The following is a 17,906-nucleotide window of genomic DNA, read 5'->3' as shown; positions in this document are numbered from 1 at the left end:
TATGGGCCGTCCGACATGGCCTGCAACCTCCCAGGACTTGCTCAATGCTCAAGGCTCTGCGTTTTTTTGGCTGGCCGCTGCTGGCTGGCGTGCTGATCGCTTTGTTGATTATTCAGCGTTACCCAGAGTGGGTCGGGCTGCCGAACCTGGATGTGAACCTGCAGCAAGCCCCGCAGACCGCGACCATCCAGCAGGGCCCGGTGTCCTATGCCGACGCCGTCGACCTCGCCGCCCCGGCGGTCGCCAACCTGTACACCACGAAAATGGTCAACAAGAACAGCCATCCGCTGTTCGAGGACCCGCAGTTCCGGCGTTTTTTCGGCGATAACCTGCCCAAGCAGAAACGCATGGAGTCGAGCCTGGGCTCGGCGGTGATCATGAGTTCGACCGGCTACCTGCTGACCAACAACCACGTGACCGCCGGCGCCGACCAGATAGTCGTGGCCCTCAAGGACGGTCGCGAGACCCTGGCGCGGGTGATCGGCAGCGACCCGGAGACCGACCTCGCGGTACTCAAGATCGACCTGCCGAACCTGCCCTCGATCACCATCGGCCGCTCGGACAAGATCCGCATCGGCGATATCGCCCTGGCCATCGGCAACCCGTTCGGGGTCGGCCAGACCACCACCATGGGCATCATCAGCGCCACCGGCCGCAACCAGCTGGGCCTGAACAACTACGAAGACTTCATCCAGACCGACGCCGCCATCAACCCCGGCAACTCCGGCGGCGCGCTGGTGGACGCCAACGGCAACCTGACCGGGATCAACACCGCGATCTTCTCCAAATCCGGCGGCTCACAAGGCATCGGCTTCGCGATTCCGATCAATCTGGCGGTCGAGGTGATGAAGGCGATCATCGAGCACGGCCAGGTGATCCGTGGCTGGCTGGGTATCGAAGTGCAGCCCCTGACCCAGGAACTGGCCGAGTCGTTCGGCTTGAGCGGACGCCCGGGGATCGTGGTGGCGGGGATTTTCCGTGACGGTCCGGCACAGAAGGCCGGCCTGCAGCTGGGGGACGTGATCCTGAGCATCAACGGCGAGCCGGCCAATGACGGACGTCGTTCGATGAACCAGGTGGCGCGGATCAAACCGACCGACAAAGTGGCGATCCAGGTCCTGCGCAACGGCAAGGAGCTCAAGCTGATGGCTGAAATCGGCCTGCGTCCGCCACAGCAGACGCCACCGCAGGAAGAAGAGAACTGAGTTGCTGTCGTTCCCACGTACGGCGTAGGAGCCGGCTTGCCGGCGCTAGCGGCGGCAAGCCGGCTCCTACAGGGTCAAGCTGTCAGAGATCGCCCAACGCATCGATCAGCGCCTGGTTCTGCTCCGGCGCACCGATGGTGATCCGCAGGAACTGCGCGATGCGCTCCTGCTTGAAGTGACGAACGATCACCCCCTGCTCACGCACCTTGGCCGCCAGTGCCGCCGCGTCGTGCCGCGGGTGCCGGGCGAAGATGAAGTTCGCCGCCGACGGCAGCACCTCGAAGCCCTTGGCCTGCAACTGCGCCACCAGCCACTCGCGGCTTTCGATGACCTTGTTGCAGGTCTGCTGGAAATACTCCCGGTCTTCGAACGCCGCCGCCGCGCCGGCAATCGCCATGCGGTCCAGCGGATAGGAGTTGAAGCTGTTCTTGATCCGCTCCAGGGCTTCCACCAGGTCCGGATGCCCCACCGCCAGACCGACCCGCAGGCCCGCCAGGGAGCGTGACTTGGACAGGGTCTGGGTCACCAGCAGGTTCGGGTAACGGTCGATCAGGCCGATGGCCGTCTCGCCGCCGAAGTCGATGTAGGCCTCGTCGACCACCACCACCGAATCGGGGCTGGCCTTGAGGATCTGCTCGACCGCCTCCAGTGCCAGCAGGCAGCCGGTGGGCGCATTCGGGTTGGGGAAGATGATCCCGCCATTGGGCCGGGCATAATCGGCGACGCGGATCTGGAACTGCTCGTCCAGCGGCAGCGCGGCGAAGTCGATGCCGTACAGGCCGCAATAGACCGGATAGAAGCTGTAGCTGATATCCGGGAACAGCAGCGGCTTATCCTGCTGGAACAGGCCGTGGAAAATGTGCGCCAGGACCTCGTCGGAACCGTTGCCGAGGAACACCTGGTTGGTCTGCACCCCGTAGTACTCGGCCACGGCGTGCTTGAGCAGGTCACCGTTGGGGTCCGGGTACAGGCGCAGGTTGTCGTTGACCTCGGCCTTCATCGCCGCCAGGGCCCTCGGTGACGGGCCGTAGGGGTTTTCATTGGTGTTGAGCTTGACCAGCCGGGTCAGCTTCGGTTGCTCGCCCGGCACATAGGGCACCAGGTCCTTGACGAATTTACTCCAGAACTTGCTCATGCCTGTTTCCCCTGTTTGTTGTCATCGGCGACGATCCGGTATTCCGCGCTGCGGGCGTGGGCGGTCAAGGACTCGCCACGGGCCAGCACCGAGGCGGTCTTGCCCAGTTCGGACGCGCCCTGCTCGGAGCAGAAGATGATCGAAGAACGCTTCTGGAAGTCATACACCCCCAGCGGCGACGAGAAGCGGGCGGTGCCCGACGTCGGCAGGACGTGGTTGGGACCGGCGCAATAATCGCCCAGCGCCTCGCTGGTGTGGCGGCCCATGAAAATCGCACCGGCGTGGCGGATCTGCGGCAGCCAGGCCTGCGGGTCGGCGACCGACAGCTCCAGGTGCTCCGGCGCGATGCGGTTGACCACGTCGATGGCCTGCTGCATGTCGCGCACCTGGATCAGTGCACCGCGGCCGTTGATCGAGGTTTCGATGATGGCGGCGCGCTCCATGGTCGGCAGCAGCCTGGCGATGCTCGCCGCCACCTGGTCGAGGAACGCGGCATCCGGGCTGACCAGGATCGCCTGGGCGTCTTCGTCGTGCTCGGCCTGGGAGAACAGGTCCATGGCGATCCAGTCCGGATCGGTCTGGCCGTCGCAGACCACGAGGATTTCCGACGGGCCGGCGATCATGTCGATGCCGACCTGGCCGAACACATGGCGCTTGGCGGTCGCCACGTAGATGTTGCCCGGACCGACGACCTTGTCGACCTTCGGCACGCTTTCCGTGCCATAGGCCAGGGCGGCGACCGCTTGCGCGCCACCGATGGTGAAGACGCGGTCGACGCCGGCGACGCAGGCCGCGGCCAGCACCAGTTCGTTGATCTCGCCGCGTGGGGTCGGCACCACCATCACCACTTCGGTGACACCGGCCACCTTGGCCGGGATCGCGTTCATCAGTACCGATGACGGGTAGGACGCCTTGCCGCCGGGGACATAGAGACCGGCGCGGTCCAGGGGCGTGACCTTCTGGCCGAGCACGGTGCCATCAGCTTCGGTGTAGCTCCAGGAATCCTGCTTCTGCTTCTCGTGGTAGCTGCGCACACGCTCGGCGGCCTTTTCCAGCGCCTCGCGCTGGGGCACGGTGATCCGGGTCAGGGCCAGTTCGAGGCGCTCGCGCGGCAGGATCAGGTCGGCCATCGAGGCGACTTCCAGGCCGTCGAAACGCTGGGTGAACTCGACCACGGCGGCATCGCCGCGCTCGCGCACGGCCTTGATGATATCCAGCACCCGCTGGTTGACCGAGTCGTCGGACACACTTTCCCAGCTCAGCAGATGATCCAGATGATGGGCGAAATCCGGGTCGGCAGCGTTGAGTCGGCGAATAGCGGTAGACGTAGTCATAGCGAGGGCCTCAATAATTGGCGAATGCTTGGGAACAGCAAATCTCAGGCGCCGCAAGACTACCAAGCCATCCGCGTGGGCACCTGAGAATTCTGGCTATGACACGGATAGATGGGCGCGGCTCAAGGCCGCGCATGTGAATCAGCAGCGGTGTCGCGACTCCACTGCCTTGCGCAGGGTGTCGATCAGGGACTGGATGCGGGCGTGCTGCATTTTCATCGACGCCTTGTTCACCACTAGGCGCGAACTGATGGTCGCGATCAGTTCCTGGGGCTCCAGGCCGTTGGCCCGCAGGGTGTTGCCGGTGTCGACGACGTCGATGATCTTGTCGGCCAGGCCGATCAGCGGCGCCAGCTCCATCGAACCGTACAGCTTGATGATATCGACCTGACGGCCCTGCTCGGCGTAGTAGCGCTTGGCGACATTGACGAACTTGGTCGCCACGCGCAGCCGGCCCTTGGGCTCCACCGCGCCGATGGCACCGGCGGTCATCAGCTTGCATTGGGCGATCTGCAGGTCCAGCGGCTCGTACAGGCCCTGGCCACCGTATTCCATCAGCACATCCTTGCCGGCGACACCGAGATCGGCGGCACCATGCTCGACATAGGTCGGCACATCGGTCGCGCGAACGATCAGCAAGCGCACGTCGGCCTGGGTCGTCGGAATGATCAGCTTGCGGCTCTTGTCCGGATTCTCGGTCGGCACGATACCCGCTTCGGCGAGCAGCGGCAGGGTATCGTCGAGGATGCGGCCCTTGGACAGTGCAATGGTCAGCATGGGAAAACCTAGGTCCTTCAATTCAGGATATTGCAATACTCTAACAGACAGACCGGCGTCCCTTGTAGGAACCGGCTTGCTGGCGATTGCAATCGGTCAGTCAACCTCTCAGCTGCCTGACACAACGCTACCGCCAGCAAGCCGGCCCCCAGACACTAGCCCGGAACGCGGCGGATCTTGGCACCGAGCATCTGCAGCTTCTCTTCGATGCACTCGTAGCCACGGTCGATATGGTAGATGCGGTCGATCAGCGTGTCGCCTTCGGCGGCCAGCGCCGAAATCACCAGGCTGGCCGAAGCCCGCAGGTCGGTGGCCATGACCGGAGCGCCCTTGAGGGTCTCGGTGCCGGTGACGATCGCGGTATTGCCTTCGACCTGGATCTTGGCGCCCATGCGGTGCAGCTCGTACACGTGCATGAAACGGTTTTCGAAGATGGTCTCGATCACCGCGCCAGTGCCTTCGGCAATGGCGTTGAGGGAGATGAACTGGGCCTGCATGTCGGTCGGGAACGCGGGGTACGGCGCGGTGCGCACGTTGACCGCCTTGGGCCGCTTGCCATGCATGTTCAGCTCGATCCAGTCTTCGCCGGTGGTGATCACCGCGCCGGATTCCTTGAGCTTTTCCAGGACCGCTTCAAGGATGGTCGGATCGGTATCCTTGACCTTGACCCGGCCGCCGGTGACGGCAGCCGCCACCAGGTAGGTGCCGGTTTCGATACGGTCCGGCATGACCTTGTAGGTCGCCGAATGCAGGCGCTCGACGCCATCGATGGTGATGGTGTCGGAACCGGCGCCGGAGATCTTCGCGCCCATGGCGATCAGGAAGTTCGCCAGGTCGACCACTTCCGGTTCGCGCGCGGCGTTCTGCAGCACGCTGCGACCACGGGCCAGGGCCGCGGCCATCATGATGTTCTCGGTACCGGTCACGGAGACGGTATCGAAGAAGAAGTTCGCCCCGCGCAGGCCGCCTTCCGGCGCCTTGGCCTTGATGTAGCCGCCTTCGACGTCGATCACCGCGCCCATGGCTTCAAGGCCACGGATGTGCAGGTCGACCGGACGCGAGCCGATGGCGCAACCGCCAGGCAGGGCGACTTCGGCTTCGCCGAAACGGGCAACCATCGGGCCCAGCACCAGGATCGACGCACGCATGGTTTTCACCAGCTCGTACGGTGCGATCAGGGTCTTGATGGTGCGCGGATCGATTTCCACGGAGAGCTTTTCGTCGATCACAGGCTCGATGCCCATGCGCCCGAACAGCTCGATCATGGTGGTGATGTCGTGCAGGTGCGGCAGGTTGGCCACGGTGACCGGGCCATCGCACAGCAGGGTGGCGGCCAGGATCGGCAGGGCAGAGTTCTTTGCCCCGGAGATGCGGATTTCGCCATCAAGACGAACGCCGCCAGTAATAATCAGTTTATCCATAGGAATCTCGACGCCAGTTCAGGCTCAGGTGCGCTCGGCCCAGGCCGCGCGGCTGAAAAATTTCATAGTGACCGCATGGATGCTGCCATCGGCGATCCACGGGTTCAAATGGGCATAGACGCTCTGCTGACGCTTCACCGGGCTCAGGGCCGCCAGTTCGTCGCTGATCAGATTCAGCTGAAAGTTGCAGCCTTCGCCCTCAACTTCAACCTGTATGTGTGGAAGAGAGTCCGACAGTTTTTCTTCAAGGAAACTCTTTACTTCGGTGGCCTGCATGCTCAACCTCGATCGGCGCCCAACGCGCGCGGGTCGGCCATCATACAAAAAAGCCCCGCGCCTGCGAACCCCGCATTGCAGGACTCTGACGGGGGCTTGTCTGTTTGTGGCAATCAATGGACGGCCAACAGCTCCGTCAACTCGGAAACTTCGGCGATTTCGCGCATGTCCAGGGGCATCGCCCGGATGCTCAACGACTTGCCATCCTGCGCCGCGTCCCGCATGAACGCCAGCAGCAGGGCCAGGCCGACGCTGCTGGATTTCTTCACGGCCGAACAGTCGACCACCAGGGCCAGCGCCTCGCTGGCCTTGATCAGCGCCTGGCCCTGCTTGCGCAAGGCCGGGCCGGTGCTGTAGTCGAGCACACCCTCCAGGTGCAATTCACCCGGCTCGCCGAGGCGAACGCTTGCTTCACTCACCGCCGCTATCCTTCTGCGGGTTCTTCTCGGATTCGGCCTTGGCCTTCTCCACTTCACCCGCCCAGCCGTCGATGGTCTTGTCCAGGTTGTTGCCGTTGCGCTGCATGGCATCGGCGAACTGGTCACGGAACAGCTTGCCGATGTTGATGCCGTTGATGATCACGTTGCGCAGCTTCCACTCACCGTTGATCTTCTCAAGGGTGTAGGACACCGGGTAGACCGCGCCGTTGTTGCCCTTGACGGTCATGCCGACGCTGGTGCGGTCGCCCGACTCATCCTTCGGCGCATCGACGGTGATGCCCTGGTTGTTGTATTCGAGCAAGGCATTGCCGTAGAACTGGAACAGCCCGCGCTTGAAGTTTTCCTGGAAGCGGGTCATCTGCTCGGGCGTGGCCTTGCGCGAGTACTTGACCGTCATGATGCTCTTGGAAATACCTTCGGCATCCACCACCGGACCGACGATGCTGTTCAGCGAGTTGTAGAAGTCCGACGGGTTCTGCTTGTACTTTTCCTTGTTCGCCGACAGGTCGGCCAACATGCGGTTGGTGGTGTCCTGCACCAGGTCGTGGGCAGAAGGCGCCGCCACGGCATTGCCCATCAGCGGCAGCGCCGCGAGCAACACCAGAAGGCTACGGCGCAAGGTAGAGATCATGGAAAAACTCCTCATTTGGCGTCTTTATTAACGGTATTGAGCAGGAATTTACCGATCAGATCTTCCAGTACCAGCGACGACTGGGTGTCATGGATGGTTCCACCATCCTTGAGCAGGGTGTCTTCCCCGCCAACGCTGATACCGATGTACTTCTCACCGAGCAAGCCCGCGGTGAGGATAGACGCGGTGGAGTCAGTCGGCAGGTTGTTCACGCGTTTTTCGACTTGCATGGTCACCCGGCCGGTGAAACTGTCGCGGTCCAGATCGATCGCCGTGACCTTGCCGATGGTTACGCCGGCCATGGTCACTTTAGCTCTGACAGTCAAACCGGCGATATTGTCGAAGTAGGCGTAAAGTTTATAGGTTTCGGTATTCGCCGTCGGGGACAGTCCACTGACCCGCAATGCCAGCAACAGCAAAGCCAGGATGCCAGCCAGCAAGAAAAGGCCGACACCGATTTCCAGGGTGCGGTTTTGCATCAGAAATCTCCAAACATCAAGGCGGTCAGAATAAAGTCCAGGCCGAGGACTGCCAGCGAGGCATAGACCACGGTCTTGGTCGTGGCACGGCTGATCCCTTCCGAAGTGGGTTCACAGTCGTAGCCTTGAAACACGGCAATCCAGGTCACCACGAAGGCGAACACGATACTTTTGATAATCCCGTTCAGCACGTCACCGCTGAAGGTCACGCTGTTCTGCATATTGGCCCAGTACGAGCCGTCGTAGACACCCAGCCAGTCCACCGCCACCCACGAGCCGCCCCAGATCCCGACCACACTGAAGATCATCGCCAGCAGCGGAAGGGAAATGAAGCCGGCCCACAGCCGTGGCGCGACAATATACTTGAGTGGATCAACGCCGATCATCTCCAGGCTGGAAAGCTGCTCGGTGGATTTCATGTTGCCGATTTCCGCGGTCAGCGCCGAACCGGCGCGACCGGCGAACAGCAGGGCGGTCACCACCGGCCCCAGCTCGCGCAGCAACGTCAGGGCGACCATCTGCCCCACCGCCTGTTCGGAGCCATAGCTGGAAAGGATATTGAAGCCCTGCAGCGCCAGCACCATGCCGATGAACACCCCGGACACGACGATGATCACCAGGGACATCACCCCCACGGAGTGCAGTTGCCTGACCAGCAGGCCGAAACCTCCGCCGATCCCGCCACGACCGAACAGCACATGGAACAGGAACAGCGTCGAACGCCCGAGCACCGCGAGCACATCGATGCCCGAGCGCCCGAACAGGCGAATTCTCTCGATTAATGATTTCTTGCGCATCAGCGCTTCCCCAACAGGTCTGCGCGGTAATCCGACGCCGGATAATGGAACGGCACGGGCCCGTCCGGATCGCCGGTCATGAACTGGCGGATACGCGGGTTGTCGGCGTTCATCAGCTCTTCGGGCGTGCCCTGCCCCAGCACCTGCCCGTCGCCTACCACATAGAGGTAGTCGGCGATGCTCGCGGTTTCCGCCAGGTCATGGGACACCACGATACTGGTAATCCCCAGCGCATCGTTGAGCAGGCGGATCAGGCGCACCAGCACGCCCATGGCGATCGGGTCCTGTCCCACGAAAGGCTCGTCGTACATGAGGATCTGCGGGTCGAGGGCAATCGCCCGCGCCAGCGCCACGCGACGCTTCATGCCGCCGGACAGCTCGTCCGGCATCAGGTCGACCGCACCGCGCAGGCCGACCGCCTGCAGTTTGAGCAGGACGATATCGCGGATCATCTCTTCCGGCAGCTCGGTGTGGACCCGCAGCGGAAAGGCGACGTTTTCGAAGACATCGAGATCGGTGAACAGCGCGCCGCTCTGGAACAGGACGCCCATGTGCTTGCGGGCGTCGAACAGATCGCCACGGGATAACGTCGGAAGATTCTGACCGTTGACCCACACCTCGCCGCTGCTCGGACGCAACTGGGCACCCATCAGCCGCAACAGGGTGGTCTTGCCGCATCCGGAGGGCCCCATGATGCCGGTGACCTTGCCCCGCGGAATGCGAATATCGACATTATTGAAGATGCTGCGCGCGCCGCGCTTGAAGGTGACACCCTTCAGCTCGACCGCGTAGGCGTTATCGGCGCTCATCTAAACTCCTTGCGATGCAGCCTCTGACTCGGACACCAGGCCTCTGTAAAAGAGGCGCGCACTTCCTGAGCGGGCCGAACTGGTCGCGAACTATATCATTGCTGATACGAGGCGCCCAAGGCCGAAGCCGTGCTTGTTCAGGATAGGTACAGCCCGTTTTGACACACTGCGGGGTGAAAACTGACGGCAGGGTCCTACACTCAATAAGCAAAGCGCAACGATCAAGCGTGAGGGAATCGTTCATTGCCGCTATAATCGCGCCTTTTCATCAGGCTAATACGATTTCTGACATGAGCCAATCCAGCGACCTGATTCAATCGGCACAACGCACCATCCGCCTCGAAGTAGAAGCCGTAGAAGGCTTGTTGGCCCATATCGACGCAGATTTCGTACGCGCTTGCGAGATGATTCTGGCCAGCAAAGGCCGCGTGGTCGTGGTCGGCATGGGCAAGTCCGGGCATATCGGCAACAAGATCGCCGCGACCCTGGCCAGCACCGGCACCACGGCTTTTTTTGTCCATCCGGCGGAAGCCAGCCACGGCGACATGGGCATGATCACCCGGGACGACATCATCCTGGCGCTGTCCAATTCCGGCTCGACCGCGGAAATCGTTACCCTGCTGCCGCTGATCAAGCGTCTGGGCATCCAGTTGATCAGCCTGACCGGCAACCCGGATTCGCCGCTGGCCAAGGCCGCCGAGGTCAACCTGAACGTGCATGTCGAGCACGAGGCCTGCCCGCTGAACCTGGCGCCCACCTCCTCGACCACCGCCGCGCTGGTGATGGGCGATGCCCTCGCCGTCGCCCTGCTGGAAGCCCGTGGCTTCACCGCCGAAGACTTCGCCTTTTCCCATCCGGGTGGCGCCCTCGGCCGCCGCCTGTTGCTGAAAGTGGAAAACGTCATGCATGCCGGCGACGAGCTGCCGCAGGTATTGCGCGGCACGCTGTTAAAAAACGCACTAATGGAAATGACTCGCAAAGGCCTGGGCATGACCGTGATCGTCGATGCCGATGGCCGCCTCGCCGGGATCTTTACCGATGGCGATCTGCGCCGCACCCTGGATCGCACCATCGATATCCACAGCGCCCTGATCGAGGACGTCATGACCCCCCACGGCAAGACCGCGCGGGCCGAGATGCTCGCCGCCGAAGCCCTGAAGATCATGGAAGACCATAAAATCAGCGCACTGGTGGTGGTCGATGACGAGGATCGCCCGGTGGGCGCCTTGAACATGCACGACTTGCTGCGCGCGGGAGTGATGTAAATGAGCACCGATCTGCTGCAACGCGGCAAGCACATCAAGCTGGCGGTCTTCGACGTCGACGGCGTACTGACCGACGGTCGCCTGTACTTCCTCGAGGACGGCACCGAATTCAAGTCGTTCAGCACCCTGGACGGCCAGGGCATCAAGATGCTGATGGCCGCGGGCGTGCAAACCGCTATCATCAGCGGCCGCAAGACCACGCTGGTCGAGCGGCGCGCGAAGAACCTCGGTATCCCGCACGTGTTCCAGGGTCGTGAAGACAAACTGGTGGTGCTTGACGCCCTGCTGGCCGAACTCGGCCTAAGCTATGAACAGGTTGCCTATCTGGGCGACGACCTGCCGGACCTGCCGGTGATCCGTCGCGTCGGGCTGGGCATGGCCGTGGCCAACGCCGCGGGTTTTGTCCGCGAGCACGCGCACGGTGTCACCCAGGCCCGTGGCGGCGAAGGTGCCGCCCGCGAATTCTGCGAGTTGATCCTGCGTGCCCAGGACAGCCTTGAAGCGGCCCACGCCGCCTACCTGTAGAGCTATTTATGCTGAGCAAGAAAATTCGCAATATTGTGCTGTTCGCAGTTATTGCCGCCCTGTTCGCGGCTGTTGGCTACTGGAACATCAGCCCGGAACGCTTCCTGGAGCAGACGGCCGCGCCAGTCGACAGCACGCTCGTCGACTACTATGCGATCAACGCCCACAGCGTCCAGTACATGCCCGACGGCAAGGTGCAGTACGACATGACCGGCGACAAGGTCGAGCACCTCAAGGTGTCCGATGTGACCCTGGTGACCAAGCCCGACCTGCAACTCTATCGCGGCACGGCCTTCCCCTGGCACGTCCAGAGCGAACGCGCCGAGGTCAATCCGGACGGCACCCAGGTCGAACTGATCGACTCGGTACGCATCGCGCGCACCGATGAGAAGCAACGCAATATCGTCATCACCAGTAGCCGAATGACAGTATTCCCGCAGAAGCAATATGCGCAGACCGAGCAAGCCGTTAGAATCGACGGCCCCAACGGCGTGACCACGGGCACAGGCATGAAAGCCTATTTGGAAGAAAGCAGGATGCACCTGCTATCGAACGTAAGAGGACAGTATGAGTCTCGTTAAAACCCTCCCGATTTTGCTCAGCCTGGGCGCAGCACTGGGAAGCGTGAGCGCCTGGGCTCTGCCGAACGACAGCGAGCAGCCCATCCGCATTCAAGCTGACGACGCTCAACTGGATGACAAGCAAGGCATCGCCACCTACAAGGGCGACGTCATCATCACTCAGGGTTCGATGATCGTTAAGGGTAATACCGTGACGCTCACCCGCACCAAGGACGGCGCCATCGACGTGGTGACTTCCGTGGGCAACCTGGCCTACTTCGAACAGCGGCAGAAAGCCACCGACCCGCAGCCGGTCAAGGGCTACGGCAAGACCATCCAGTACCATGCGCAACAGAACCGCATCGTCCTGATCGACCAGGCCAAGGTGATCAACGATGGCAACACCACCGAAGGCGAGAAGATCGTCTACGACACGGTGAAGCAGGTGGCTACCGCCGGTCGCGCCAATGGCACGCCGATCACCACGCCACGCCAGCGCATCGACATGGTTATCCAACCGAAAAAGAAAACTGACGAGCAAAAGGCCCAGTAATGGCAATTTTGAAAGCTCAGCATCTGGCCAAAGCCTACAAGAGTCGCCAGGTGGTGCGTGACGTCAGCCTGTCGATCGAAAGCGGCCAGATTGTCGGCCTGCTCGGCCCCAACGGTGCCGGCAAGACCACCTGCTTCTACATGATCGTCGGCCTGGTCCAGGCCGACCAGGGTCGCGTGCTGATCGACGACCAGGACGTCAGCCACCAGCCGATGCACGGCCGCGCGCGCGCGGGTATCGGCTACCTGCCCCAGGAAGCCTCGATCTTCCGCAAGCTCTCGGTGGCCGACAACATCATGGCGATCCTCGAGACCCGCAAGGAACTCGACAAGGCCGCCCGGCGCAAGGAACTGGAAAGCCTGCTGCAGGAGTTCCACATCAGCCATATCCGTGACAACCTCGGCATGAGCCTGTCCGGTGGTGAACGCCGCCGGGTGGAAATCGCCCGCGCCCTGGCCACCGCGCCCAAGTTCATACTGCTGGACGAACCGTTCGCCGGCGTCGACCCGATTTCCGTGGGCGACATCAAGCAGATCATCCATCACCTCAAGGCCAAGGGCATCGGTGTACTGATCACCGACCACAACGTCCGCGAGACCCTGGACATCTGCGAAACCGCTTATATCGTCAATGATGGGCAACTGATCGCCGAAGGCGATTCGGCCACCATCCTGGCCAACGAGCTGGTCAAGGAAGTCTATCTGGGCCATGAGTTCCGCCTGTAAGCCCGACGGTGTTTGACTACCCGCCTGAGCGCCGGAATGTTCGATAAAGCGTCACATGCTTTTATTGTTACAGCGCTCTAGGCAAACACTCCGGTTTCAGGCATATAATTTGCTTATGTTTGGCGCTTCGGCGCCCTGTAGTGGATGGCGCATGCGCGCCGGCAAATAAGGTGTTAAGCCCCTGCCATGAAACCATCGCTAGTCCTGAGAATGGGCCAGCAGCTGACGATGACACCGCAGCTGCAACAGGCCATCCGCCTGCTCCAATTGTCGACCCTGGACCTTCAGCAGGAAATCCAGGAGGCCCTGGAATCCAATCCGATGCTCGAACGCCAGGAAGAAGGCGACGACTTCGATAATGCCGATCCACTGGCCGACAACGCCGAGCAAAAACCCAACACCGACGTCCAGGAACCCTCCTACCAGGAAACCGCGCCCACGGTCGACAACCTCGAGGAAGGCGACTGGAACGAACGCATTCCCAACGAACTCCCGGTCGACACCGCCTGGGAAGACGTCTACCAGACCAGCGCCAGCAGCCTGCCCAGCAACGATGACGACGAGTGGGACTTCACCACCCGTACATCCGCCGGGGAAAGCCTGCAAAGCCACCTGCTGTGGCAGCTGAACCTGGCCCCGATGTCCGACACCGACCGGCTGATCGCCGTGACCCTGATCGACTGCATCAACAATCAGGGCTACCTGGACGAGACCCTCGAGGAAATCCTCGACGCCTTCGATCCGGAACTGGACATCGAGCTCGACGAGATCGAAGCCGTCCTGCACCGCATCCAGCAGTTCGAACCGGCCGGCATCGGCGCGCGCAACCTCGGCGAATGCCTGCTGCTGCAATTGCGCCAGCTGCCGGCCAAGACCCCGTGGCTGAGCGAAGCGCAACGCCTGGTCAGCGACTACATCGACCTGCTGGGCAGCCGCGACTACAGCCAGCTGATGCGCCGCATGAAGCTCAAGGAAGACGAGCTGCGCCAGGTCATCGAGCTGGTGCAGAGCCTCAACCCGCGCCCGGGCTCGCAGATCGAGTCCACCGAAGCCGAATACGTGGTGCCCGACGTCATCGTGCGCAAGGACAACGAGCGCTGGCTGGTGGAACTGAACCAGGAGTCGGTGCCACGCCTGCGGGTCAATCCGCAGTACGCCGGTTTTGTCCGCCGTGCCGATACCAGCGCCGACAACACCTTCATGCGCAACCAGTTGCAGGAAGCCCGCTGGTTCATCAAGAGCCTGCAGAGCCGCAACGAAACCCTGATGAAGGTCGCCACCCAGATCGTCGAGCACCAGCGCGGTTTCCTGGAATATGGCGATGAAGCGATGAAGCCGCTGGTCCTGCATGACATCGCCGAAGCCGTGGGCATGCACGAGTCGACGATTTCCCGGGTCACCACGCAGAAATTCATGCATACCCCCCGCGGTATTTATGAGCTGAAATACTTTTTCTCCAGCCATGTCAGCACCTCCGAAGGCGGCGAATGCTCGTCCACGGCGATCCGCGCGATCATCAAGAAACTGGTTGCGGCGGAAAATCAGAAAAAGCCGTTGAGTGACAGCAAGATCGCTGGTTTACTGGAGGCACAAGGCATTCAGGTCGCCCGTCGTACCGTCGCCAAGTACCGCGAGTCCCTCGGGATCGCGCCTTCCAGCGAACGGAAGCGGTTGATGTAACCGCCGGGCGTGCCACAGCGTTCCAGTGGCAGGCATACGCCTGCCGCTTTATGCACTGGCAACGAAGGAGAAGCTGTATGCAAGTCAACATCAGTGGACACCAACTGGAAGTGACCGAACCCCTGCGTGCCTACATCGGCGAGAAGCTCGACCGATTAGAGCGCCACTTCGACAAGATCACCAACGTACAGGTGACAATGGCCGTCGAAAAACTGAAGCAGAAAATCGAAGCCACTCTGCACATTCACGGTGGTGAGGTGGTCGCCAACGCCGAACATGACGACATGTATGCCGCGATCGACCTGCTTACCGACAAGCTGGACCGCCAACTGAAAAAGCATAAGGAAAAGAACCTGCACCTGCTCCAAGGTACAGGTCGCTAACACCCACCCATGATTCGACTTGAAAACATCCTGACCCCCGGCCGTTCCCTGGTGAACGTGCCGGGCGGCAGTAAAAAACGCGCCCTCGAACAAATTGCCAACCTGATCGCCCGTGAAGTGCCTGATCTGGAAATGCAGGATGTCTACGAGAGCCTGATTGCCCGTGAAAAACTCGGCTCGACCGGTTTTGGCAACGGCATCGCCATTCCCCACTGCCGCCTCAAAGGTTGCGAGTCGCCCATCAGTGCCCTGATGCACCTGGACGCTCCCATCGATTTCGACGCCATCGACGGTGCCCCGGTCGACCTGCTGTTCGTACTGCTGGTCCCGCAGGCCGCCACCGATGCGCACCTGGAACTGCTCCGGCAGATCGCCAGCATGCTCGATCGCAAGGAGGTACGTGACCGCCTGCGTAGCGCACCGAGCAATGAAGCCCTGTATCAGGTTGTCCTGGACGTACAGAACGGTCATTAATCATGCGCTTGATCATCGTCAGCGGTCGCTCCGGCTCAGGTAAAAGCACTGCCCTCGATGTCCTCGAGGACAACGGCTATTACTGCATCGACAACCTGCCGGCCGGCCTGCTGCCGGAACTGGCCGAGCGGGCGCTGATCCATACCGAGCTGGCACAACCGCTGGTCGCCGTGTCCATTGACGCGCGCAACCTGCCCAGCCACCTGTCGCGTTTTCCCGAGTTGCTGGACGAAGTCCGCGGCCGGCATATCCAGTGTGACGTGCTGTACCTGGACGCCGACGAGGAAACCCTGCTCAAGCGTTTCTCCGAGACCCGCCGGCGCCATCCCCTGAGCAGCGCCAACCGTTCGCTGGCCGAAGCCATCCGCGACGAGAGCAACCTGCTGGGACCGATTGCCGACCTCGCCGACCTCAAGGTCAACACCACCAACCTCAACCTGTACCAGCTACGGGATACCATCAAGCTGCGCCTGCTGAACCAGCCGGAACCGGGGACCGCGTTCCTGGTGGAGTCGTTCGGCTTCAAGCGCGGCATGCCGGTGGACGCCGACCTGGTATTTGACGTACGGTGCCTGCCCAATCCGTACTGGAAACCCGAACTGCGCGAGCAATCCGGGCTCGACGGCCCGGTGGCCGAGTACCTGGCCGCGCAACCGGATGTCGAGGAAATGTTCCAGGACATTTCCAGCTACCTGCTCAAATGGTTGCCACGCTTCGCCGCCAGCAACCGGGCTTATGTCACCATTGCCATTGGCTGTACCGGCGGGCACCATCGCTCCGTCTACCTGACCGAACGCCTTGGCCAGGTTCTGCAACAATCCCTGAAGAACGTCCAGGTCCGCCACCGCGACCTTAGCTGAAAGGATCACCATCGCGATGCCCGCTCTGGAAATTGAAATCATCAACAAACTGGGTTTGCATGCCCGCGCTTCCGCCAAGTTCGTCGGCGTTGCCGGTCAGTACCCCTGTCAGATCCGGGTAGGTCGTACGCCCGAGAGCATGGTCGATGGCAAGAGCATCATGGCCATGATGATGCTGGCGGCCGGCAAGGGCACCATGATCCACATGCAGACCGAAGGCGAACAGGAAGACGAGGCGATGGCGGCACTGGTGGCGCTGATCAACAACTACTTCGATGAGGGCGGTTGAGCTGGCGCGACGCCGCACCGCAGTGATGGCGTTCGACTGAACGCCATGGGACCGGGCTGACTCCCTGCTACAGCCCTTCCAGCCAGCCCAGCAGTCGGGCAACCAGCAACACCATCCCCGCCAGCAGCAACAGCCAGCCGACTCCGAAGCGAAATAGTCGCCCTCTGCTCATTGCCACGGTTTCAGTCCCCATCATCGGCTTTGGATCTTGTTGGTTATAGGGTTCACGCCAGTGCCGCGAGATAACGCCGTTCGACCTCTGGCCAGTTGATCACGTTGTAGAACGCATTGATGTATTCCGGACGGCGGTTCTGGTACAGCAGGTAATAGGCGTGCTCCCAGACATCCAGGCCGAGGATCGGGGTATTGCCGTTCATCAGCGGGCTGTCCTGGTTACCGCTGCTTTCAACCACCAGCTTTTTCTGCGGGGTCACGCTCAACCAGGCCCAACCGCTGCCGAAGCGCGTCAGTGCCGCCTTGGTAAAGGCCTCCTTGAACGCCTCGAAGCCGCCCAGTTGTTCGTCGATGGCCTGGCCCAGCGCCGCTTCCGGCTCACCGCCACCCAACGGGCTCATGACCGCCCAGAACAGCGAATGGTTGGCATGGCCACCACCGTGGTTGATCACAGCCGGGCGGATCTTTTCCGGCAGTTGCTGGACCGCGGCCACCAGTTCTTCCACCGGCCAATCGGCCCATTCCAAGCCCTCCACCGCCGCATTGAGGTTGGTGATGTAGGTCTGATGATGCCTGGTATGGTGGATTTCCATGGTCTTGGCATCGATATGCGGTTCCAGGGCATCGTAGTTGTAAGGCAGCGCAGGCAAGGTGTAGGTCATTTCAATGAACTCCATGTTGATGACGCGTCGGGGTCGATCCCGAGGAGGCCGTCTGGCTGTAGAGCAGGCGGCTGGTGCGGGGGTATTCGCCGTGTTCGCTGATAAAGGCGAGCAATTCGACGTAGGTCTTGCTGCTCTGATGCATCGCCGCCTCGCGCAGTGGCGGCGCAAGCCGGGTGTCCTGCATCGTCTGCAGCAGGCGCTGATGGATCGCGCACAGGTACTCGACGCTTTCTTCGGGCTGATTGAGCCGCAAGTGGAGGTCCGCCAGGTTGTGGTGGGAAATCACGCAGGCGGCCACCGCCTCCTCGGCGTCCGGCCAGCGCTCGAACAACACCTGTGCCAGGGCCAGGGCCTGCAGGTAGTGCTCGCGGGCATCGACCAGCTCGCCCAGGTTGAAATAGCGGTTGGCCCTTTCGATCGTGCGTTTCCAGTGTTCCATGACGAACCTC

The 17,906-nt window shown here is 61.8% G+C and carries 23 protein-coding genes and 1 pseudogene; 11 read left to right on the top strand and 13 right to left on the bottom strand.

Annotation, left to right across the window (positions count from 1 at the left end; genetic code table 11):
- The first annotated feature begins 44 nt into the window (after positions 1 to 44).
- Complete coding sequence (gene algW, locus KI243_RS05260; RefSeq protein WP_017126514.1) at positions 45 to 1,205, top strand: Do family serine endopeptidase AlgW; 1,161 nt, start codon at positions 45 to 47, stop codon at positions 1,203 to 1,205.
- Between the two features lie 82 nt (positions 1,206 to 1,287).
- Here algW and hisC read toward each other — a convergent pair whose 3' ends face one another.
- The 10 genes from hisC to KI243_RS05210 form a co-directional block, all read right to left on the bottom strand.
- Positions 1,288 to 2,340 (bottom strand): histidinol-phosphate transaminase, encoded by a 1,053-nt coding sequence (gene hisC / locus KI243_RS05255; protein ID WP_017126515.1) that lies wholly within the window; start codon positions 2,338 to 2,340, stop codon positions 1,288 to 1,290.
- Positions 2,337 to 3,674 carry a histidinol dehydrogenase gene (gene hisD / locus KI243_RS05250; protein ID WP_212810580.1) on the bottom strand — a complete coding sequence of 446 codons (1,338 nt, stop codon included), beginning with the start codon at positions 3,672 to 3,674 and terminating at the stop codon, positions 2,337 to 2,339. Before hisD ends, hisC begins: the two co-directional genes overlap by 4 nt.
- 141 nt (positions 3,675 to 3,815) lie before the next feature.
- Entirely contained in the window at positions 3,816 to 4,451 is a 636-nt protein-coding gene (gene hisG, locus KI243_RS05245) for an ATP phosphoribosyltransferase (RefSeq protein ID WP_212810579.1), read from the bottom strand.
- A 155-nt stretch (positions 4,452 to 4,606) separates the two neighbouring features.
- Positions 4,607 to 5,872 carry a UDP-N-acetylglucosamine 1-carboxyvinyltransferase gene (murA, locus tag KI243_RS05240; RefSeq protein ID WP_017126518.1) on the bottom strand — a complete coding sequence of 422 codons (1,266 nt, stop codon included), beginning with the start codon at positions 5,870 to 5,872 and terminating at the stop codon, positions 4,607 to 4,609.
- A 24-nt stretch (positions 5,873 to 5,896) separates the two neighbouring features.
- Positions 5,897 to 6,148, bottom strand: a complete 252-nt coding sequence (locus tag KI243_RS05235) for a BolA family protein (RefSeq protein WP_017126519.1) — start codon at positions 6,146 to 6,148, stop codon at positions 5,897 to 5,899.
- Positions 6,149 to 6,261: 113 nt separating this feature from the next.
- Positions 6,262 to 6,567, bottom strand: coding sequence for an STAS domain-containing protein (locus KI243_RS05230; RefSeq protein ID WP_017126520.1), 306 nt, complete (start codon positions 6,565 to 6,567; stop codon positions 6,262 to 6,264).
- Positions 6,560 to 7,219 carry an ABC transporter substrate-binding protein gene (locus KI243_RS05225; protein WP_017126521.1) on the bottom strand — a complete coding sequence of 220 codons (660 nt, stop codon included), beginning with the start codon at positions 7,217 to 7,219 and terminating at the stop codon, positions 6,560 to 6,562. Before KI243_RS05225 ends, KI243_RS05230 begins: the two co-directional genes overlap by 8 nt.
- Before the next feature lie 11 nt (positions 7,220 to 7,230).
- On the bottom strand, positions 7,231 to 7,698 hold the full coding sequence (mlaD, locus tag KI243_RS05220; RefSeq protein ID WP_017126522.1) for an outer membrane lipid asymmetry maintenance protein MlaD: 468 nt from the start codon (positions 7,696 to 7,698) through the stop codon (positions 7,231 to 7,233).
- Positions 7,698 to 8,495 (bottom strand): lipid asymmetry maintenance ABC transporter permease subunit MlaE, encoded by a 798-nt coding sequence (mlaE, locus tag KI243_RS05215; RefSeq protein WP_017126523.1) that lies wholly within the window; start codon positions 8,493 to 8,495, stop codon positions 7,698 to 7,700. The genes mlaD and mlaE overlap by 1 nt, the downstream gene beginning before the upstream one ends.
- Positions 8,495 to 9,304, bottom strand: a complete 810-nt coding sequence (locus KI243_RS05210; protein ID WP_017126524.1) for an ATP-binding cassette domain-containing protein — start codon at positions 9,302 to 9,304, stop codon at positions 8,495 to 8,497. The genes mlaE and KI243_RS05210 overlap by 1 nt, the downstream gene beginning before the upstream one ends.
- Positions 9,305 to 9,594: 290 nt before the next feature.
- Between KI243_RS05210 and KI243_RS05205 the strand changes: the two genes are divergently transcribed.
- From KI243_RS05205 to KI243_RS05160, 10 genes are all read left to right on the top strand, one after another.
- Positions 9,595 to 10,569, top strand: coding sequence for a KpsF/GutQ family sugar-phosphate isomerase (locus tag KI243_RS05205; protein WP_177107049.1), 975 nt, complete (start codon positions 9,595 to 9,597; stop codon positions 10,567 to 10,569).
- A complete protein-coding gene (locus KI243_RS05200) occupies positions 10,570 to 11,094 on the top strand; it encodes an HAD family hydrolase (RefSeq protein ID WP_017126526.1) in 525 nt (174 codons plus the stop codon).
- Positions 11,095 to 11,102: 8 nt separating this feature from the next.
- Positions 11,103 to 11,675: an LPS export ABC transporter periplasmic protein LptC gene (gene lptC, locus KI243_RS05195; protein WP_017126527.1), complete on the top strand. Its 573-nt coding sequence runs from the start codon at positions 11,103 to 11,105 to the stop codon at positions 11,673 to 11,675.
- A complete protein-coding gene (gene lptA, locus KI243_RS05190) occupies positions 11,662 to 12,207 on the top strand; it encodes a lipopolysaccharide transport periplasmic protein LptA (protein ID WP_017126528.1) in 546 nt (181 codons plus the stop codon). The genes lptC and lptA overlap by 14 nt, the downstream gene beginning before the upstream one ends.
- Positions 12,207 to 12,932 (top strand): LPS export ABC transporter ATP-binding protein, encoded by a 726-nt coding sequence (gene lptB, locus KI243_RS05185; protein ID WP_017126529.1) that lies wholly within the window; start codon positions 12,207 to 12,209, stop codon positions 12,930 to 12,932. Before lptA ends, lptB begins: the two co-directional genes overlap by 1 nt.
- 186 nt (positions 12,933 to 13,118) lie before the next feature.
- Complete coding sequence (locus tag KI243_RS05180; protein WP_042935433.1) at positions 13,119 to 14,612, top strand: RNA polymerase factor sigma-54; 1,494 nt, start codon at positions 13,119 to 13,121, stop codon at positions 14,610 to 14,612.
- Positions 14,613 to 14,689: 77 nt separating this feature from the next.
- The gene (raiA, locus tag KI243_RS05175; protein ID WP_017126531.1) at positions 14,690 to 14,995 is read left to right on the top strand and encodes a ribosome-associated translation inhibitor RaiA; all 306 of its coding nucleotides are present in this window, start codon (positions 14,690 to 14,692) and stop codon (positions 14,993 to 14,995) included.
- A 9-nt stretch (positions 14,996 to 15,004) separates the two neighbouring features.
- Positions 15,005 to 15,469: a PTS IIA-like nitrogen regulatory protein PtsN gene (ptsN, locus tag KI243_RS05170; protein WP_017126532.1), complete on the top strand. Its 465-nt coding sequence runs from the start codon at positions 15,005 to 15,007 to the stop codon at positions 15,467 to 15,469.
- 2 nt (positions 15,470 to 15,471) lie between these two features.
- On the top strand, positions 15,472 to 16,329 hold the full coding sequence (rapZ, locus tag KI243_RS05165; protein ID WP_017126533.1) for an RNase adapter RapZ: 858 nt from the start codon (positions 15,472 to 15,474) through the stop codon (positions 16,327 to 16,329).
- Positions 16,330 to 16,345: 16 nt separating this feature from the next.
- Positions 16,346 to 16,618 carry an HPr family phosphocarrier protein gene (locus KI243_RS05160; protein ID WP_017126534.1) on the top strand — a complete coding sequence of 91 codons (273 nt, stop codon included), beginning with the start codon at positions 16,346 to 16,348 and terminating at the stop codon, positions 16,616 to 16,618.
- A 79-nt stretch (positions 16,619 to 16,697) separates the two neighbouring features.
- On the opposite strand, the pseudogene KI243_RS32830 reads toward KI243_RS05160, so the two are convergent.
- The 3 genes and pseudogenes from KI243_RS32830 to KI243_RS05150 form a co-directional block, all read right to left on the bottom strand.
- Positions 16,698 to 16,811: pseudogene (locus KI243_RS32830) on the bottom strand (ZIP family metal transporter); the annotation flags it as partial.
- A 31-nt stretch (positions 16,812 to 16,842) separates the two neighbouring features.
- Positions 16,843 to 17,454, bottom strand: a complete 612-nt coding sequence (locus tag KI243_RS05155; RefSeq protein WP_017126536.1) for a superoxide dismutase — start codon at positions 17,452 to 17,454, stop codon at positions 16,843 to 16,845.
- A gap of 1 nt (position 17,455) precedes the next feature.
- Positions 17,456 to 17,896 carry a hypothetical protein gene (locus tag KI243_RS05150; RefSeq protein ID WP_017126537.1) on the bottom strand — a complete coding sequence of 147 codons (441 nt, stop codon included), beginning with the start codon at positions 17,894 to 17,896 and terminating at the stop codon, positions 17,456 to 17,458.
- Positions 17,897 to 17,906 lie beyond the last annotated feature (10 nt).

This window comes from Pseudomonas sp. Ost2, assembly GCF_018326065.1.
In the GTDB taxonomy this organism is placed as follows: Bacteria; Pseudomonadota; Gammaproteobacteria; order Pseudomonadales; family Pseudomonadaceae; genus Aquipseudomonas; species Aquipseudomonas gingeri.
Note: the sequence above shows the minus strand (reverse complement) of the source record. Positions and strands in the feature narration are given on the sequence as shown.

Coding starts and splice junctions, on each gene's coding strand:
- lptB (WP_017126529.1), top strand. CDS start 12,207: ATGGCAATTTTGAAAGCTCAGCATCTGGCCAAAGCCTACAAGAGTCGC.
- raiA (WP_017126531.1), top strand. CDS start 14,690: ATGCAAGTCAACATCAGTGGACACCAACTGGAAGTGACCGAACCCCTG.
- KI243_RS05205 (WP_177107049.1), top strand. CDS start 9,595: ATGAGCCAATCCAGCGACCTGATTCAATCGGCACAACGCACCATCCGC.
- hisG (WP_212810579.1), bottom strand. CDS start 4,451: ATGCTGACCATTGCACTGTCCAAGGGCCGCATCCTCGACGATACCCTG.
- KI243_RS05160 (WP_017126534.1), top strand. CDS start 16,346: ATGCCCGCTCTGGAAATTGAAATCATCAACAAACTGGGTTTGCATGCC.
- hisD (WP_212810580.1), bottom strand. CDS start 3,674: ATGACTACGTCTACCGCTATTCGCCGACTCAACGCTGCCGACCCGGAT.
- mlaD (WP_017126522.1), bottom strand. CDS start 7,698: ATGCAAAACCGCACCCTGGAAATCGGTGTCGGCCTTTTCTTGCTGGCT.
- rapZ (WP_017126533.1), top strand. CDS start 15,472: ATGCGCTTGATCATCGTCAGCGGTCGCTCCGGCTCAGGTAAAAGCACT.
- murA (WP_017126518.1), bottom strand. CDS start 5,872: ATGGATAAACTGATTATTACTGGCGGCGTTCGTCTTGATGGCGAAATC.
- KI243_RS05225 (WP_017126521.1), bottom strand. CDS start 7,219: ATGATCTCTACCTTGCGCCGTAGCCTTCTGGTGTTGCTCGCGGCGCTG.
- algW (WP_017126514.1), top strand. CDS start 45: ATGCTCAAGGCTCTGCGTTTTTTTGGCTGGCCGCTGCTGGCTGGCGTG.
- ptsN (WP_017126532.1), top strand. CDS start 15,005: ATGATTCGACTTGAAAACATCCTGACCCCCGGCCGTTCCCTGGTGAAC.
- KI243_RS05200 (WP_017126526.1), top strand. CDS start 10,570: ATGAGCACCGATCTGCTGCAACGCGGCAAGCACATCAAGCTGGCGGTC.
- KI243_RS05180 (WP_042935433.1), top strand. CDS start 13,119: ATGAAACCATCGCTAGTCCTGAGAATGGGCCAGCAGCTGACGATGACA.
- KI243_RS05150 (WP_017126537.1), bottom strand. CDS start 17,896: ATGGAACACTGGAAACGCACGATCGAAAGGGCCAACCGCTATTTCAAC.
- mlaE (WP_017126523.1), bottom strand. CDS start 8,495: ATGCGCAAGAAATCATTAATCGAGAGAATTCGCCTGTTCGGGCGCTCG.
- lptA (WP_017126528.1), top strand. CDS start 11,662: ATGAGTCTCGTTAAAACCCTCCCGATTTTGCTCAGCCTGGGCGCAGCA.
- KI243_RS05155 (WP_017126536.1), bottom strand. CDS start 17,454: ATGACCTACACCTTGCCTGCGCTGCCTTACAACTACGATGCCCTGGAA.
- lptC (WP_017126527.1), top strand. CDS start 11,103: ATGCTGAGCAAGAAAATTCGCAATATTGTGCTGTTCGCAGTTATTGCC.
- KI243_RS05235 (WP_017126519.1), bottom strand. CDS start 6,148: ATGCAGGCCACCGAAGTAAAGAGTTTCCTTGAAGAAAAACTGTCGGAC.
- hisC (WP_017126515.1), bottom strand. CDS start 2,340: ATGAGCAAGTTCTGGAGTAAATTCGTCAAGGACCTGGTGCCCTATGTG.
- KI243_RS05210 (WP_017126524.1), bottom strand. CDS start 9,304: ATGAGCGCCGATAACGCCTACGCGGTCGAGCTGAAGGGTGTCACCTTC.